General features: G+C 73.8%; 13 protein-coding genes and 1 tRNA gene. 7 read left to right on the top strand and 7 right to left on the bottom strand.

Annotated elements, in window-relative coordinates:
- The 3 genes from RIF68_RS07485 to RIF68_RS07475 form a co-directional block, all read right to left on the bottom strand.
- A partial coding sequence (locus RIF68_RS07485; protein WP_309050346.1) for a molybdopterin-dependent oxidoreductase occupies nt 1-1691 on the bottom strand: 1691 nt, incomplete at its 3' end.
- A gap of 162 nt (nt 1692-1853) precedes the next feature.
- Nucleotides 1854-2564, bottom strand: coding sequence for an ElyC/SanA/YdcF family protein (locus RIF68_RS07480; RefSeq protein ID WP_309050345.1), 711 nt, complete (start codon nt 2562-2564; stop codon nt 1854-1856).
- A gap of 30 nt (nt 2565-2594) precedes the next feature.
- Nucleotides 2595-3317: an aquaporin gene (locus RIF68_RS07475; RefSeq protein ID WP_309050344.1), complete on the bottom strand. Its 723-nt coding sequence runs from the start codon at nt 3315-3317 to the stop codon at nt 2595-2597.
- A gap of 76 nt (nt 3318-3393) precedes the next feature.
- On the opposite strand from RIF68_RS07475, the gene RIF68_RS07470 reads away from it, so the two are divergent.
- From RIF68_RS07470 to RIF68_RS07445, 6 genes are all read left to right on the top strand, one after another.
- Complete coding sequence (locus RIF68_RS07470) at nt 3394-4110, top strand: hypothetical protein (RefSeq protein WP_309050343.1); 717 nt, start codon at nt 3394-3396, stop codon at nt 4108-4110.
- Nucleotides 4111-4222: 112 nt separating this feature from the next.
- Complete coding sequence (locus RIF68_RS07465) at nt 4223-5197, top strand: sirohydrochlorin chelatase (protein ID WP_309050342.1); 975 nt, start codon at nt 4223-4225, stop codon at nt 5195-5197.
- 35 nt (nt 5198-5232) lie between these two features.
- Complete coding sequence (locus tag RIF68_RS07460; protein ID WP_309050341.1) at nt 5233-6540, top strand: deoxyguanosinetriphosphate triphosphohydrolase; 1308 nt, start codon at nt 5233-5235, stop codon at nt 6538-6540.
- Nucleotides 6541-6696: 156 nt separating this feature from the next.
- Entirely contained in the window at nt 6697-7959 is a 1263-nt protein-coding gene (locus RIF68_RS07455) for an FAD-dependent oxidoreductase (RefSeq protein ID WP_309050340.1), read from the top strand.
- 26 nt (nt 7960-7985) lie between these two features.
- The gene (gene dnaG / locus RIF68_RS07450) at nt 7986-9881 is read left to right on the top strand and encodes a DNA primase (RefSeq protein WP_309050339.1); all 1896 of its coding nucleotides are present in this window, start codon (nt 7986-7988) and stop codon (nt 9879-9881) included.
- 184 nt (nt 9882-10065) lie between these two features.
- Complete coding sequence (locus RIF68_RS07445; RefSeq protein ID WP_375165159.1) at nt 10066-11037, top strand: RNA polymerase sigma factor; 972 nt, start codon at nt 10066-10068, stop codon at nt 11035-11037.
- 131 nt (nt 11038-11168) lie between these two features.
- Here RIF68_RS07445 and RIF68_RS07440 read toward each other — a convergent pair whose 3' ends face one another.
- From RIF68_RS07440 to RIF68_RS07425, 4 genes are all read right to left on the bottom strand, one after another.
- The gene (locus RIF68_RS07440; RefSeq protein WP_309050338.1) at nt 11169-13097 is read right to left on the bottom strand and encodes an ABC transporter ATP-binding protein; all 1929 of its coding nucleotides are present in this window, start codon (nt 13095-13097) and stop codon (nt 11169-11171) included.
- Nucleotides 13097-14830 (bottom strand): ABC transporter ATP-binding protein, encoded by a 1734-nt coding sequence (locus RIF68_RS07435; RefSeq protein ID WP_309050337.1) that lies wholly within the window; start codon nt 14828-14830, stop codon nt 13097-13099. Before RIF68_RS07435 ends, RIF68_RS07440 begins: the two co-directional genes overlap by 1 nt.
- 159 nt (nt 14831-14989) lie before the next feature.
- On the bottom strand, nt 14990-16429 hold the full coding sequence (locus RIF68_RS07430; protein WP_309050336.1) for an FGGY family carbohydrate kinase: 1440 nt from the start codon (nt 16427-16429) through the stop codon (nt 14990-14992).
- A 50-nt stretch (nt 16430-16479) separates the two neighbouring features.
- The gene (locus RIF68_RS07425) at nt 16480-16794 is read right to left on the bottom strand and encodes a YtxH domain-containing protein (protein ID WP_309050335.1); all 315 of its coding nucleotides are present in this window, start codon (nt 16792-16794) and stop codon (nt 16480-16482) included.
- A 137-nt stretch (nt 16795-16931) separates the two neighbouring features.
- On the opposite strand from RIF68_RS07425, the gene RIF68_RS07420 reads away from it, so the two are divergent.
- Nucleotides 16932-17004, top strand: a tRNA-Asn gene (locus RIF68_RS07420).
- The last annotated feature ends 29 nt before the right edge of the window (nt 17005-17033 follow it).

The raw sequence follows: 17033 nt of genomic DNA, 5'->3' as shown, positions 1-17033 counted from the left end.
GGCACGAACCGGGCCCGCCCGTCGTCGGTCGCGAACCGGTCCAGGAAGAGACGCGGCGTCCCCGCGTGATCCGGGTCCGGACAGGGCCAGAAGACGCCCTGTTCCCGCTCGATCCGCCCGTAGTCGATCCCCGCGTAGTCGGCGGGCCCGCCCGCCGAGGCGCGGCGCAGCTCCTCGAAGACCTCCTCGGGCTCCGCCGGGAAGCCCTTCTCCCAGCCGAGCAGCGCGGCGAGCCCGTGCAGCACCTCCAGGTCCGTGCGGACCCCCGGCGGCGGGGTGAGCGCCCGGCGGCGCAGCAGCACCCGGCCCTCCAGGTTGGTCATCGTGCCGGTCTCCTCCGCCCACTGCGTCACCGGCAGGACCACGTCGGCGAGCGCCGCGGTCTCGGAGAGGACCACGTCGGCGACGGCGAGGAAGTCCAGCGACCGGATCCGCTCCTCCACGTGCGCGGCGCGCGGGGCCGACACCACCGGGTTCGACCCCATCAGGAGCAGCGCCCTCACCTCGCCGCCGAGCGCGTCGAGGAGTTCGTACGCACTCCGCCCCGGCCCCGGCAGCGTCTCGGGCGCCACCCCCCACACCCCGGCGACGTGCGCGCGGGCGGCCGGGTCGTCCAGCTTGCGGTAGCCGGGCAGCTGGTCGGCCTTCTGGCCGTGCTCGCGCCCGCCCTGGCCGTTGCCCTGGCCGGTGAGGCAGCCGTAGCCGCTGAGCGGCCGGCCGGCCCGGCCGGTGGCGAGACAGAGGTTGATCCAGGCGCCGACGGTGTCGGTCCCCTTGGACTGCTGCTCGGGGCCGCGCGCGGTGAGCACCATGGCGTTCTCCGCCTCGCAGAACATCCGCACCGCGTCCCGTAGCAGGGGCACCGGGACCCCGGTGATCCGCTCGACGTGTTCCGGCCAGTGCGCCATCGCCCCGGCGCGGGCGGCCTCCCAGCCGGTGGTCCGCTCCGTGACGAACTCCTCGTCGACCCGCCCCTCGGCCACCACCTGGTGCAGCATGCCGAGCGCGAGCGCCAGATCGGTGCCGGGGCGCGGCGCGAGGTGGAGGTCGGCCTGCTCGGCGGTGCGGGTGCGGCGCGGGTCGACGACGATCAGCCGGCCGCCGTTCTCCTTCAGCTCGGTGAGGTAGCGAAGGGCGGGCGGCATGGTCTCGGCCAGGTTGGAGCCGACCAGGATCACGCAGCCGGTGCGCGGGATGTCCTCCAGCGGGAAGGGCAGTCCCCGGTCCAGCCCGAAGGCCCGCTGGTGCGCGGCGGCGGCCGAGGACATGCAGAAGCGGCCGTTGTAGTCGATCTGCGAGGTGGCGAGGACGAGCCGGGCGAACTTGCCGAGCGCGTAGGCCTTCTCGTTGGTGAGGCCGCCGCCGCCGAAGACCCCCACGGCATCGGGACCGTGGTCGGCGCGGGTCCGGCGCAGCCCGTCGGCGACGGTGGTGAGGGCCTCCTCCCAGGACGCGGGCCGCAGGGCCCCCGTGTCAGGGCATCGGACCAGGGGCTCGGTGAGCCTGACCCGGGAGGAGAGTACGGCGGGGGCGCTGCGGCCCTTGCCGCACAGCGCGCCCCGGTTGACGGGGAAGTCGGTCCGGTCGACCACCTCGGCGGGCAGCTCCGGAACGCCGGTCGGGCGGAGCGACATGCCGCACTGGAGGGCGCAGTAGGGGCAGTGCGTGGGGACGGTGGTGACCTCGGACATGGCGTCATCCTGCGGCGCGCGTGTTACGCGGGGCGGCGCGCCGTATTACAAGCGCGGTGCTCCGTCCTCCGCCGCGGCCGGCCGGCCGGGTGAGGTCGGGGCGCGCGGACGGGCGGGGCCGGGACCGCCGGTGCGGGACCCGGACCGCCGGGCGGGGGGTGGTCAGGACGTGGCGCGGTCCGGCGGGACCGGGGAGGCCAGGGCCTCGGCGACGCCCTTCTCCGCGGGCCCGAGGAACCGCGGGTCGGGGCGCAGCCCCGCGTCGAGCGCCGCCTTGGCCGCCGCGAACATCTCCCGCGTGGTGCCGTGGTACCAGGTGGCGTCGTGCGGTTCGGCGGCCCCGACCCCGTACGCCTCCACTCCGGCCCGTTCGCACAGCGCCACGGCCCGCTTGACGTGGAAGTCCTGGCTGACCAGGACCGCCCGGTCGACCCCGAAGACCCGGCGGGCCCGGACGCAGGAGTCCCAGGTGTCGAAGCCCGCGTAGTCGCTGACGATGCGGGCGTCCGGCACCCCGCGCGCGGTCAGGTAGGCCCGCATGGCGCTGGGCTCGTCGTACGCCGTCCTGCTGTTGTCGCCGGTGACGAGGAGCACCCGCACCTTGCCGGTCCGGTACAGCTCGGCGGCGGTGTCGAGCCGGTGCGCCAGGTACGGGGTGGGCCGGCCGTTCCACAGTCCGGCGCCGAAGACGAGGGCGACGTCCCGGGCGGGCACGTCGGCGGTGGTCCGGAGCTTCCCGGCGGCGGCCGTGTGCGTCCAGGTCACGGGGGCGAGCGCGAGACAGGCGCCGAGCATCACCGCGCGGACGGCGCGGCGGCGCCCCCGGACGGTGCGCGGGAGCCGGGGCAGCCACCGGCCGAGCCGTACCGGCATGGGGAACCTCCGTGGATCGGGACCGTTCTGTCACCCCGTCCGACGCGCGGGGGCGGGGTTCGGTTCGGCCGAGCGCCGTTCTGTTCCGTAGAGCACACCCGCCAGGCCCGTGCCGAGCACCATGCCCAGGAACTGCGCGGCGGCGAACGCGGGCACGGAGGCGGGGGCGATGCCGGTGAAGGAGTCGGTGAGCGAGCGGCCGACGGTGGCCGCCGGATTGGCGAACGAACCGGAGGAGGTGAACCAGATGGCCGCGCCGATGTAGCCCGCGACGGCGACCGGGGCGAGGGAGGCGCGGCCGGTGTGGCGCAGGCCCTGGACGACGAGGACGAGTCCGGCGGTCGCGACGGCCTCCCCGAGCAGGAGGTGGGGTTCGGACCGGGGCGCGGTGGCCAGGACACCGGGCGTCCGCCCGAACATCGCCTCCGCGAGGAGGGCGCCGGACACCGCGCCCGCGAGCTGGGCCGCCATGTAGGCGAGGGCCTCGCGCCCGCCGTTCCCGGGCCGCCGCGACCACCATTCGGAGAGGGTCACCACGGGGTTGAAGTGGCCGCCGGACAGCGGGCCGAGGAGGGCGATCAGCAGGCCCAGGCCGGCGGCGGAGGCGAGGGCGTTGGCGAGCAGCCGGACACCGGTGTCCTGAGTGAGGGAGTCGGCGCGGATACCGGAGCCGACGACGACGGCGACGAGGGCCGCGGTCCCGACGAACTCCGCGGTCACGCGGCGGGGGAGCGGCGCGAGGGACATTCTCATAGTGGAAAAGATATTCCGTGATTCGGAATGAAAAAAGGGGGGAGGGGTACGAGCGGACATCCGTACGATCCGGGGGGTGATCACCGACGCCGCCCGCGCGGCCCTCCTCGACCACTCCGTCCGCGACAACGCCGACTGGTGCCACACCCTCTGCCGCGCCCACGGCCTCCCCGGCGTCTTCGGGCCCCGCGCCTGGACCAGCCCCCGGCGCACCCCGCTCTACTATCCGGACGCCGTCACCCTCACCGGGGACGCCACCGCCGCCGACGTCCTCACCGGCATCGACCGCACCGCCCCCGGCGCCTCCGTCAAGGACAGCCACGCCCGGCTCGACCTGGGACCCGAGGGCTTCCGGCTCCTCTTCGAGGCCAGCTGGATCCACCGCCCCGCCGGCCCGCCCCGCACGCCGGCCCCGGCCGGCTGGCGCCCCGTCCGCAGCCCGCGGGAGCTCGCCGCCTGGGCCACCGCGTGGAGCGGCGGTGACGCGGCGGAGGCCGCCCTCTTCCCGGACGCGCTCCTCGCCGACCCGGACACCACGCTCGTCGCCGGTCACGCCGAGGACGGCCGGGTCGTCGCCGGCGCCGTCCTCACCGCCCGCGCCCGCGTCACCGGCGTCTCCAACCTCTTCGCCACGGAGGGCACCGACCCCGCCGACGCCTGGGCCGGCGCCCTCGCCCTGGCCGACCCCGCGCTGCCGGTCGTCGGCTACGAGTCCGGCGACGACCTCACCGCCGCGCGGGCCGCCGGCTTCGCGGAGCTCGGCCCCCTGCGGATCTGGCTGGATGCCGCCTGACGCCCCGGGGCGCGGGGGTGTGAGACCGCCGAAACACGCGGGTGCGGTCCCGGAACGGCAGTCGTGACCGCGGTGCAACGGGGCGGCAACGTGCCGCCGCGAGGATCGGTCCATGACGGAGCCGGACAGCACGCTCGCCACCGCCGCCGGGCTGCTCGGCCGGTTCACCGACCAGCTCGGAACCCAGCTCGGCGCGGTGCGTCCGTACGGCCCCCCGCCGCGGAGGCCCGAGGAGGAGGTCCCCACCATGCCCCGCCCCCACGCTCCCCGCACCCCCCGCGAGCCCGCCCCCGGCCCGGGTCACGCCCCGGCCGCCCAGTCGCCGTGGCACGCCCCCGGCCGGCGCCCCGTCCTCGTTGCCGTCGGCCACGGCAGCCGCGACCCGCGCGCCCGGGACACCCTCGCCCGGCTCCTGCGGCGGGTACGGGAGCTGCGGCCCGGGCTCGACGTACGCCTCGCCCACATCGAGCTGAACTCCCCGCTCCTGCCCGACGTCCTCGCGGAGCTCGCCGCGGCGGGCCGGGAGGCCGTCCTCGTCCCCCTCCTCCTCGCCCCCGGCCACCACGTCACCCACGACCTGCCCGCCGCCCTCGCCGCCGTGCCCACCCTCCGCGCCCGCGCCGCCGAACCCCTCGGCGCCCACCCGCTGCTCGTCGAGGCCCTCGCCGACCGCCTCGCCCAGGCAGGGTGGACCGCCGCGGACTCCGCCTCCCGCGCCACCGGCGTCGTCCTCGCCTCCGCCGGCTCCCGCGACCCCCGCTCCGCCACCACCCTCCGCCGGATCGCCGCCCTCCTCGGCGAGCGCCTCGGCGGCGTGCCCGTCCTCCCCGCGTACGCCTCCGCCGCCGCCCCCACCGTCCCCGAGGCCCTGCGCGCCCTCGCCGCCCGGGGCCGCCACCGGACCGCCGTCGCCTCCTGCTTCACCGCGCCCGGCCTCTTCGCCACCCGCAGCGCCGCCCACGCCCCCTGGATCGCCGCCGAGCCGCTGGGCGACCACCCCGCCCTCGCCCGGCTCGTCCTGCACCGCTACGACCGCGCCGTCACCGGCCGCCCCACCCTCCCCGTACGAGAACTCGCCGCCATCTGAGCGCTTCTGTCGGCCCCTCCGGTTACCGTCGACCCATGGAAGGCATCACGGAACCCCCGGCCCAGGACACCCCCGGCTACGACCAGGCCGCCACCGAGCGGTGGGCCACCGAGCCCGACAAACGGCCCGGCCGCACCGCCTTCCAGCGCGACCGCGCCCGCGTCCTGCACTCCGCCGCGCTGCGCAGGCTCGCCGGCAAGACCCAGGTCGTCACGCCCGGCACCCGCGGCCACGCCTGGGACGCGAGCCCCCGCACCCGGCTCACCCACTCCCTGGAGTGCGCCCAGGTCGGCCGGGAGCTCGGCGCCGCCCTCGGCTGCGACCCCGACCTGGTGGAGGCCGCCTGCCTCTCGCACGACATGGGCCACCCGCCCTTCGGACACAACGGCGAGCAGGCCCTCAACGACGTCGCCAAGGACTGCGGCGGCTTCGAGGGCAACGCCCAGTCGCTCCGCCTCCTCACCCGCATCGAGCCCAAGCGCTTCGTCAAGGACGCCGGCGGCGAACCCGTCAGCGTCGGCCTCAACCTCACCCGGGCCGCCCTCGACGCCGCCACCAAGTACCCCTGGCCCCGGGGCGGCCACCCCACCGACCCCGGCTCGCCCAAGTTCGGCGTGTACGAGGACGACCTGCCGGTCTTCGAGTGGGCCCGGCGCGGTGCCCCCGCCGACCGCAAGTGCTTCGAGGCCCAGGTCATGGACTGGTCCGACGACGTCGCCTACTCCGTCCACGACTTCGAGGACGGCCTGCACGCCGGGCACATCGACCCCAACCTGCTGCTCGCCGAGCCCGAGCGCGCCGACATCTTCGCCGTCGCCCTCGGCCGCTACGTACCCGAGGACACCGACCCGCAGGAGCTGGCCGAGGCGCTCGACCGGCTCGTCGAGCAGGAGTGGTGGCCGCACGGCTACGACGGCTCCGCCGTCGCCCAGGCCCGCCTCAAGGACGCCACCAGCCAGCTCATCGGCCGCTTCTGCCTCGCCGCCGAGGGCGCCACCCGGCAGGCGTACGGCTCCGGCCGCCTCACCCGCTACGGCGCCGAACTCGTCGTCCCCCGCGCCACCCGCAACGAGTGCGCCGTCCTCAAGGCCGTCGCCGACCGGTACGTCATGCAGCGCGCCGAACAGGAAGCCCTCCGCGCCGACCAGCGGATCGTCGTCGCCGAACTGGCCGAGGCCCTCGTCGCCCGCGCCCCCGACGGCCTCGAACCGCAGTTCAGGTCCCTCTTCGACGCCGCGTCCGACGACCGGGCCCGCAAGCGGGTCATCGTCGACCAGATCGCCTCCCTCACCGACGCCTCCGCCCGCGCCCTGCACGCCCGCCTCCACCCCCACCGGGGCTGACGACGCCGCCCCGCTCCTCCCGGCACAGGGGCGGGGGACGCCCTCTTCCGTCACTCACGCCCGTGCGGGACGCTCGCAGGCACGCCCCCGGCCGGTACGGCCCGGACAACTCCCGGGGGCGTAGGTTGGAAGCGGTCGCAACGAGGAGGAATCGACGTGGTCGACGCAGATCAGACCTTTGTCATCGTCGGAGGAGGCCTGGCCGGCGCCAAGGCGGCGGAGACCTTGCGCGCGGAGGGATTCCACGGCCGGGTGATCCTCATCGGCGACGAACGCGACCACCCCTACGAGCGCCCACCCCTCTCCAAGGGCTACCTCACCGGCGCCAAGGACCGCGACAGCGCCTTCGTCCACGACCCCGCCTGGTACGCCGCCCACGACATCGAGCTCCACCTCGGGCAGCCCGTCACCGCCGTCGACCGCGAGGAACACACCGTCCGTCTCGGCGACAACACCGTCATCCGCTACGACAAGCTGCTCCTGGCCACCGGCTCCGAGCCGCGCCGCCTCGACGTCCCCGGCACCGGACTCGCCGGCGTCCACCACCTGCGCCGGCTCGCCCACGCCGACCGCCTCCGCCAGGTCCTCGCCGGCCTCGGCCGCGACAACGGCCACCTCGTGATCGCCGGCGCCGGCTGGATCGGCCTGGAGGTCGCCGCCGCCGCCCGCGGCTACGGCGCCGAGGTCACCGTCGTCGAATCCGACCCCACCCCGCTCCACCGGGTCCTCGGCCCCGAACTCGGCCAGATCTTCGCCGACCTCCACACCGGCCACGGCGTCCGCTTCCACTTCGGCGCCCGGCTCACCGAGATCGTCGGCCAGGACGGCATGGTCCTCGCCGTCCGCACCGACGACGGCGAGGAGCACCCCGCCCACGCCGTTCTCGCCGCGATCGGCGCCGCCCCCCGCACCGCCCTCGCCGAGAACTCCGGACTCGCCCTGGTCGACCGCGCCGACGGCGGCGGCATCGCCGTCGACGAGTCGCTGCGCACCTCCGACCCCGACATCTACGCCGCCGGTGACGTGGCCGCCGCCCACCACCCCCTCCTCCACACCCGGCTCCGCGTCGAGCACTGGGCCAACGCCCTCAACGGCGGCCCCGCCGCCGCCCGCGCCATGCTCGGGCACACCGTCTCCTACGACCGCGTGCCGTACTTCTTCACCGACCAGTACGACCTCGGCATGGAGTACTCCGGCTGGGCGCCGCCCGGCTCGTACGACCAGGTCGTCGTCCGCGGCGACACCGGCAAGCGCGAGTTCATCGCCTTCTGGCTGAAGCAGGGCCGCGTGCTGGCCGGCATGAACGTGAACGTGTGGGACGTCACAGACCCCGTGCAGCGCCTCATCCGCTCCCGGGCGGCCGTGGACCAGGAGGCCCTCGCCGACCCCTCCGTACCCCTGGAGAGCCTCGCCGAGTAGTCCCGCGCCCCCCGTAGACTTCACGCGTGGCAGGCAGGATCAACGATGACGACGTGAAGGCGGTCCGGGACGCGGTCCCGATCGACGCCGTCGTGTCCGAGTACCTCCAGCTCCGCAGCGCCGGTGGCGGAAACCTCAAGGGCCTCTGCCCCTTCCACGACGAGAAGTCGCCCTCCTTCCAGGTCAGCCCCAGCAAGGGACTCTTCCACTGCTTCGGCTGCCAGGAAGGCGGCGACACCATCGCCTTCGTGATGAAGATCGACCACCTCTCCTTCTCGGAGACGGTCGAGCGCCTCGCCGCCAAGGCGGGCATCACCCTGCGGTACGAGGAGGGCGGCTACAACCCCGGCCACCAGCGCGGCGAGCGCGTCCGCCTGGTCGAGGCCCACACCATCGCCGCCCGCTACTACGCCGAACAACTCGGTTCGCCCGAGGCCGAGATCGGCCGCGCGTTCCTCGCCGAGCGCGGCTTCGACCAGGCCGCCGCCGAGCACTTCGGCGTCGGCTACTCCCCGGCCGGCTGGGACCACCTCACCCGCTACCTGCGCGGCAAGGGCTTCTCCGACCGGGAACTGATCCTCTCCGGCCTCTCCCAGGACGGCCGCCGCGGCCCCATCGACCGCTTCCGCGGCCGGCTCATGTGGCCCATCAAGGACGTCGGCGGCGACGTCGTCGGCTTCGGCGCGCGCAAGCTCCGCGAGGACGACAACGGGCCCAAGTACCTCAACACCCCCGAGACCCCGATCTACAAGAAGTCGCAGGTCCTCTACGGCATCGACCTCGCCAAGAAGGAGATCGCCAAGACCAGCCGCGCGGTCGTCGTCGAGGGCTACACCGACGTCATGGCCTGCCACCTCGCCGGCGTCACCACCGCCATCGCGACCTGCGGCACCGCCTTCGGCGGCGACCACATCAAGATCCTCCGCCGGCTCCTCATGGACAACGGCTCGGCCCGCGTGATCTTCACCTTCGACGGCGACGCCGCCGGCCAGAAGGCCGCCCTGCGCGCCTTCGAGGACGACCAGAAGTTCGCCGCCGAAACCTACATCGCCATCGCCCCCGACGGCATGGACCCCTGCGACCTGCGGCTCGCCAAGGGCGACGAGGCCGTCGCCGAACTCGTCCGGCCCCGCACGCCCCTCTTCGAGTTCGCGCTGCGCCAGATCGTGAACCGCTACGACCTGGAGATCCCCTCCGGCCGGGCCGCCGCACTGGACGAGGCCGCCCCCGTCGTCGCCCGCATCAAGAACGTCGCCTCCCAGCACGAGGTCGCCGTCCAGCTCGCCGGCATGCTCGGCATCCTCGACACCCAGTTCGTCGTCCGCCGCGTCGCCCAGATCGCCCGCTGGCAGCGCCAGGGCGGCGGCAAGGGCCCCGGCCAGGAACCCGCCCGCCACCGGCAGGCACCCGCCCCGGTCCGGGCACCCGCCGCGCCCGCCGGACCCGCGCTCAACCTGCGCAGCCCCGCGCACCGTACCGAGCGGGAACTCCTCAAGCTCGCCCTCCAGTACCCGGCGCTCGTCTCCCCGGCCTTCGACGCCTACGGCATCGACGAGTTCACCGCCCCGCCCTACGCGGCCGTCCGCCAGTGCATCCAGGACGCCGGCGGCGCCACCGGCGCACCCGCCGACTACCTCGCCGCCGTCCGCGAGGCCGCCCCCGACGACACCGTCCGCGCCCTCGTCACCGAACTCGCCGTCGAACCGATCTTCGCCAAGACCGTCGACGAGGCCTACGCCGGCGACCAGCTCGTCACCGTCCGCCTCCGCGCCGTCGACCGCCGCATCCGCGACGTCCAGGGCACCCTCGCCCGCCTCGGCGCCCACGGCGACCCCGACCGCGTCGCCGCCGTCCAGAACGAGCTGTGGGTGCTCACCCAGTACGGGCAGTCCCTCCGCAACAACGGGGCCGCCGCCCTCTGACGGTCGGTGACCCACCGGTCTCAAAAAGTCACCGCACGCCCCTCGTGGCGGCGGTGTGTCGTACCCCACACTGGGTCACGGTGCCGTCCCGCTGCCCACCCCCCGTACCGGCAGCGATCACCCACCCCGGAGGTCGCCCCCCGTGCAGACCCAGACCGTGCCCCAGGAGCCGTCCCCCACCGACCTGGCCGCCGCACCGGAGATCCCGCTCCAGCGCTCCCGCCGACGGCCCGAACCCGGCGGCAACGGCCCCTCCAACGACCTCTTCCGCCAGTACCTGCGCGAGATCGGCCGCATCCCGCTCCTCACCGCCGAGGAAGAGGTCGACCTCGCCCGCCGCATCGAGGCCGGCCTCTTCGCCGAGGAGAAACTCGCCCGCACCCCGGACCTGGACACCCGGCTCGCCCACGACCTGGACCGCATCGTCGTCCTCGGCCGGATCGCCAAACGCAAGCTCATCGAGGCCAACCTCCGCCTCGTCGTCTCCATCGCCAAACGGTACGTCGGCCGCGGCCTGACCATGCTCGACCTCGTCCAGGAAGGAAACCTCGGCCTCATCAGGGCCGTCGAGAAGTTCGACTACGCGCGCGGCTACAAGTTCTCCACCTACGCCACCTGGTGGATCCGCCAGGCGATGTCCCGGGCCCTCGCCGACCAGGCCCGGACCATCCGCGTCCCCGTCCACGTCGTCGAACTCATCAACCGGGTCATCCGCGTCCAGCGCCGCATGCTCCAGGAACGCGGCTACGAACCCACCCCCGAGGAGGTCGCCGCCCACCTCGGCCTCCCGCCGGAACGGGTCGGGGAGGTGCTCCGCCTCGCCCAGGAACCCGTCTCCCTCCACGCCCCCGTCGGCGAGGAGGACGTCGCCCTCGGCGACCTCATCGAGGACGGCGACGCCGCCTCACCCGTCGAGTCCGCCGCCTTCCTGCTCCTCCGCCGTCACCTGGAGGACGTCCTCTCCACCCTCGGCGAACGCGAACGGCAGGTCGTCCAGCTCCGCTACGGCCTCGACGACGGCCGGCCCCGCACCCTGGAGGAGATCGGCCAGATCTTCGGCGTCACCCGCGAACGCATCCGCCAGATCGAGTCCAAGACCCTCGGCAAACTCCGCGACCACACCTACGCGGACCAGCTGCGCGGCTATCTCGACTGAACCGGAGCGACTGAACCGGAGCGACTGAGCCTGAGCGACGCCCCGGCCGAACCCGGCGCCCCCGGAACGAGAGGCCCGTGCCGCGTGTCACGCGGCACGGGCCGCCCCGGGGCCGGTCCGCCGGCGGAGGGTCAGTCGACCTCGGCCACCGCCTGCGCGAACTGCGCCGCGTACAGCCGGGCATAGGCCCCGCCCGACGCCAGCAGCTCCTCGTGCGTGCCCTGCTCGACGATCGAGCCGTTCTCCATCACCAGGATCACGTCCGCGTCCCGGATGGTGGAGAGCCGGTGCGCGATCACGAACGAGGTCCGCCCGTGGGCCAGGCGCGCCATCGCCTTCTGGATGAGCACCTCGGTCCGGGTGTCGACCGAACTCGTCGCCTCGTCCAGGACCAGGATCACCGGATCCGACAGGAACGCCCGCGCGATGGTGATCAACTGCTTCTCACCCGCGCTGACGCCCGAACCCTCGTCGTCGAGGACCGTGTCGTACCCGTCGGGCAGCGTACGGACGAACCGGTCGGCGTGCGCGGCGCGCGCCGCCTCCTCGATCTCCGCCCGGCTCACCTCGCGCGTCGCGCCGTACGCGATGTTCTCCGCGATCGTCCCGCCGAACAGCCAGGTGTCCTGCAGGACCATGCCGATCCCGGCCCGCAGCTGCTCCCGCGTCATGCCCGCGATGTCCACCCCGTCGAGGGTGATCCGGCCGCCCGTCACCTCGTAGAACCGCATCAGCAGGTTCACCAGGGTCGTCTTCCCCGCCCCGGTCGGCCCGACGATCGCGACCGTCTGCCCCGGCTCCACCGTGAGCGACAAATCCTCGATCAGCGGCTTGTCCGGCTCGTAGCGGAAGGACACGTGCTCCAGGGCCACCTTGCCCTTCGGACCGGCCGGCAGCTCGGCCGCCGGGGCGTCCGGCTCCTGCTCCTCGGCGTCGAGCAGCTCGAAGACCCGCTCCGCCGAGGCCACACCCGACTGCAGCAGGTTCGCCATCGACGCGACCTGCGTCAGCGGCATGGAGAACTGGCGCGAGTACTGGATGAAGGCCTGCACGTCACCGATGGAGAGCGTGCCGCTCGCCACCCGCAGCCCGCCGACCACGGCCACCAGCACATAGTTGATGTTCGACACGAAGAACATCACCGGCTGCATGACGCCGCTGTTGAACTGCGCCTTGAACCCGGCCTCGTACAGCGCCTCGTTCTGCTCGCGGAAGTCCCGCGCCGACTCGTCCTGCCGCCCGAAGACCTTCACCAGGGCGTGCCCGCTGTACATCTCCTCCACGTGCGCGTTCAGCGCGCCCGTGGACTTCCACTGCTGCACGAAGTGCGGCTGCGACCGCTTGCCGATCCGGGCCGCGACCACCACCGACAGGGGCACCGTCACCAGCGCCACCAGCGCCAGCAGCGGCGAGATCCAGAACATCATCGCCAGCACGCCGACGATGGTCAGCAGCGAGTTGATCAGCTGGCCCATCGACTGCTGGAGCGTCTGCGAGATGTTGTCGATGTCGTTGGTCGCCCGCGACAGCACCTCCCCGCGCTTCGCCTTGTCGAAGTACGACAGCGGCAGCCGCGCCAGCTTCCGCTGCACGTCCTCCCGCATCCGGTAGACCGTCCGGTTGATCACCAGGATCGACATACGGGTCGAGACCAGCATCAGCAGGCCCGCCACCACGTAGATCACCAGGACCCACAGCAGCACCCCGCCGACCGCGCCGAAGTCGATGCCCCGGCCCGGGACGAAGTCGACGCCGGACAGCATGTCCGCCATCCCCCCGTCACCCGAGGCCCGCAGCCGCTCGATCGCCTCGGCCTTCGTCGACCCCTCCGGCATCTGCCGTCCGACGACACCGGCGAAGACGAGGTCGGTCGCCCGGCCGAGGATCTTCGGCCCGACCACCGAGCCCACCACCGCCAGGAGACAGGTGAGCACCATCATCCACAGCGCCCCGCGCTCCGGAGCCAGCTGCCGCAGCAGCCGCTTCCCCGAGCCCTTGAAGTCCATGGACCGCTCACCCGGGCCGCCCCCGGCCATCATGCGTCCGCCAGGACCGGCCATCAGGCTGCCTCCGCCTCGGTCAGCTGGGAGAGCACGATCTCCCGGTACGTCTCGTTCCCCGCCATCAGCTCGTGGTGCCGGCCGGTGCCGACGACCCGGCCCTCGTCCAGCACCACGATCCGGTCCGCGTCCCGGATGGTCGACACCCGCTGGGCGACGATCACCACGGTCGCGTCCGCCGTCTCCTCGGCCAGCGCGGCCCGCAGCAGCGCGTCCGTCTCGTAGTCGAGGGCGGAGAAGGAGTCGTCGAACAGGTAGATCTCCGGCCTCTGCACCAGCGTCCGCGCGATCGCCAGCCGCTGCCGCTGCCCACCGGACACGTTCGTGCCGCCCTGCGCGATCGGCGCGTCCAGCCCGTGCTCCAGCTTCCGTACGAAGTCGGCGGCCTGGGCCACCTCCAGCGCGTGCCACAGCTCCTCGTCGGTCGCGTCCGGCTTCCCGTACCGCAGGTTCGTCGCCACCGTCCCCGAGAAGAGATACGGCTTCTGCGGGACGAGCCCCACCGTCCGCGCCATCAGCCGCGGGTCGAGCCGCCGCACGTCCACGCCGTCGACGAGCACCTCGCCGTCCGTCGCGTCGAACAGCCGCGGCACCAGACCGAGCAGCGTCGACTTGCCGCTGCCCGTCGACCCGATGATCGCCGTGGTCTCCCCGGGCCGCGCCACCAGCTCCACGTCCCTCAGAACCGACTCCTCCGCGCCCGGATAGCGGAAGCCGGCGCCCCTGACCTCCAGGTGCCCGCGCCGGTCCAGCGTCCGCACCGGGTCGGCCGGCGGCACCACGCTGGAGGAGGTCGACAGGACCTCCTCGATGCGCTCGGCGCACACCTCGGCCCGCGGCACCATCATGAACATGAAGGTGGCCATCATCACCGCCATCACGATCTGCATCAGATAGGCGAGGAAGGCGGTCAGCGCGCCGATCTCCATCCCGCCGCTGTCGATGCGGTGCGCGCCGAACCAGACGACGGCCACGCTGGAGACGTTCACGATCGTCATCACGGTCGGGAACATCAGCGCCATCAGCCGGCCGGTCGCCATCGACACGTCTGTCAGCTCGGCGTTGGCGCCCCGGAAGCGCTCCTGCTCGTACCCGTCCTTCACGAAGGCGCGGATGACGCGGTTGCCGGTGATCTGCTCGCGCAGCACCCGGTTCACCGTGTCGAGCCGCTCCTGCATGGTCCGGAACAGCGGCCGCATCCGGCGCACGATCAGCGAGACCGAGACGCCCAGCACCGGCACCACGGCGAGCAGCACACCGGAGAGCGGCACGTCCTGGCCGAGCGCCATCACGATGCCGCCGACGCACATGATGGGCGCGGTCACCATGAGCGTGAACGCCATCAGGACCAGCGTCTGGACCTGCTGCACGTCGTTGGTGGTCCGGGTGATCAGCGAGGGCGCGCCGAACTGGCCCACCTCACGCGCCGAGAAGGACTGCACCCGGTCGAACACGGCGGCGCGCACGTCCCGGCCGAGGGCGGAGGCGGTCCGCGCGCCGAAGTGGACGGCCCCGATGTTGCAGAGCACCTGGAAGACGGAGACGCCGATCATCAGCGCCCCGAACCGCAGGATGTAACCGGTGTCCCCGTGCACGACACCGTTGTCGATGATGTCGGCGTTCAGGGTCGGCAGATAGAGGCTCGCGCAGGTCGCCAGGAACTGGAGCAGCACGAGCAGGGCGATGGGTTTTCGATGCGGCCGGAGGTGGGTTCGGAGAAGTCTTATGAGCACGGCTCCTACTATCGCCCGCACCCCCGGGCCGTTACGACTCGGTTTTCCGCGCCGCGTCCCCGCGTCACTCCTTCGCCGGTGCCGGGCGCCCCCGACCGCGCGGAACAAGGGGTACGGACCCCGGGCCCTGAGCGCCGGTACGGGAGCGCCGGCCGCCGCTCAGCCGGCGAAGGCCCCGGGGTGGATCTGCTCCCGGGTGGCGACGTACTGCTGCCGGACCGACTGGCCCACCGGCAGGTCGTCGCCCGGCTCCAGGACCTGGGCGGCGGCGCCCTGCCAGGCCGGCGGGGCGGTCGGGGCGAGGGTGCCGCGCGCCACGCCGAGCGCCCAGGCCGCCTGCCGGGCCGCGCCCAGCGCCGCGTAATCGGCCGGCTGGGGGACGACGACCCGCGCGCCGAACAGGGCGGGCGCCAGCGCCTGCACCGCCGGGAGGGCCGCCGCCGCGCCCAGCAGGAAGACCCGCCGGACCTCGACCCCGCGCCCCCGCAGCACGTCCATCGCGTCGGCCAGCGCGCACAGCATGCCCTCGAACGCGGCCCGCGCCAGGTGCTCGGGCTTCATCGACTCCCGGCGCAGCCCGCTCAACGTCCCGGCGGTGTGCGGCAGGTTCGGGGTCCGCTCGCCCTCCAGATAGGGCAGCAGGACAAGCCCGGAGGCGCCGGGCGTCGACTTCAGGGCGAGGGCGGAGAGCTCCTCCAGGGAGTCGAGCCCGAGCATCTCGGCGGTGCCGCGCAGGGCCCGTACCGCGTTGGAGGTGGAGACGACCGGCAGGTGCATGCCGGTGGCGTCGGCGAAGGAGGTGATGGCCCCGCCGGGCTCGGCGAGCGCCTCGTGGTGGACGGCCATCACGGAACCGGAGGCGCCCAGCGACACGACCGCGTCCCCCGCGCCGAGCCCCAGACCGAGGGCGGCGGCCATCGTCTCGCCCGTACCGGCCGAGATCAGCAGCCCCTCGGGCGTCGTGCCGGCGGGCTCGGCCGGACCGAGGACCTCCGGCAGCATGGCCTGGTGCCCGAGGGCCAGCTCGACCAGGTCGGGACGGTACGCGCCGGTGCGGGCGGACCAGTAGCCGGTGCCGGAGGCCGCCCCCCGGTCGGTGGTCCGGCGGACGGGCCGGCCGAGGAGCTGCCAGACCAGCCAGTCGTGCGGCTGGAGCACCATGGCCACCCGCCGGGCCTGCTCGGGTTCGGTACGCGCGAGCCAGCGCAGCTTGGCGACCGGCAGCCCGGCCCGCGGGACGGAGCCGACCGCCTCGCTCCAGGCCGCCCGCCCGCCCAGCGACTCCACGAGCTCCGCGGCGGCGACCTGCGCCCGCCGGTCGTTGCCGACCAGCGCGGGGCGCACCAGGGCGCCCTGCGCGTCGAGCGGAACGACCCCGTGCTGCTGCGCGGAGACACCGATGGCCTCCACACCCTCCAGGAGCCCGCCGGTGGCGGCCTCCCCGAGCGAGAGCAGCCAGGACTGCGGGTCGACGTCGGCGGCCTTCGGCTCGCCGGGGTGGGGGGCGTACCCCTGCCGCAGCACGGCACCCGTATCCGTGTCACAGACGACGATGCGTGTGGACTCCGCAGAGCTGTCCAGTCCGGCGACTATCCCCATGACACATGATTCTGCCGCACTCCGGACCCCGGCGGGGCGGTCCGCCGGGGTCAGGTGTTGCTGGTGCCCCAGTCGTCGTCCCCGCGGACCCGTCCGTTCGAGCGCCCGCGTTCCCGCAGCGCGTGCACCCGGTCGGTCACGGAGGGCGGCAGCCGGTCACCGACCCGGTCGCCCACCACGTGCGCGGCCTTCCCCGCGAACTGCCGCCCGCTCTGCGCGGCGGACTCGGCGGCGTTGCGCACGGCGGGGTTCTCGGAGAACCCCTTCGCGGCCTTCTTCAACTGCTCGTAACGTTCACGCCCGGCACGCGTCCCGACCACGTACCCGAGGGCAAGTCCCGCGACGAACGTCAGCTTGTACCGCACGGCTCGATCCTTCCCTGGAGACCCTGGGGATACCGATTGGCGGAGCACCCCCCTGCTTGCGCTAATGTATGTCTCGCAGCGAGCGAGCGCCCACCCGGAGTCTTCCGGACCGGGTCCGTTCGGTGCACACGCAGCAATCCCCTGTAGCTCAATTGGCAGAGCAGCCGGCTGTTAACCGGCAGGTTACTGGTTCGAGTCCAGTCGGGGGAGCGCGATCCCCTGTAGCTCAATTGGCAGAG

It is taken from the genome of Streptomyces sp. (assembly GCF_031178505.1).
GTDB classification, from domain to species: Bacteria; Actinomycetota; Actinomycetes; order Streptomycetales; family Streptomycetaceae; genus Streptomyces; species Streptomyces gulbargensis.
The sequence above is the reverse complement of the archived record's forward strand: the minus strand, read 5'-3'. Positions and strand labels throughout refer to the sequence as shown.

Excerpts from the sequence above, each read along its gene's own strand:
- RIF68_RS07480 (WP_309050345.1), bottom strand. The coding sequence starts at position 2,564 with ATGCCGGTACGGCTCGGCCGGTGGCTGCCCCGGCTCCCGCGCACCGTC.
- RIF68_RS07475 (WP_309050344.1), bottom strand. The coding sequence starts at position 3,317 with ATGAGAATGTCCCTCGCGCCGCTCCCCCGCCGCGTGACCGCGGAGTTC.
- RIF68_RS07465 (WP_309050342.1), top strand. The coding sequence starts at position 4,223 with ATGACGGAGCCGGACAGCACGCTCGCCACCGCCGCCGGGCTGCTCGGC.
- RIF68_RS07460 (WP_309050341.1), top strand. The coding sequence starts at position 5,233 with ATGGAAGGCATCACGGAACCCCCGGCCCAGGACACCCCCGGCTACGAC.
- RIF68_RS07440 (WP_309050338.1), bottom strand. The coding sequence starts at position 13,097 with ATGGCCGGTCCTGGCGGACGCATGATGGCCGGGGGCGGCCCGGGTGAG.
- RIF68_RS07430 (WP_309050336.1), bottom strand. The coding sequence starts at position 16,429 with ATGGGGATAGTCGCCGGACTGGACAGCTCTGCGGAGTCCACACGCATC.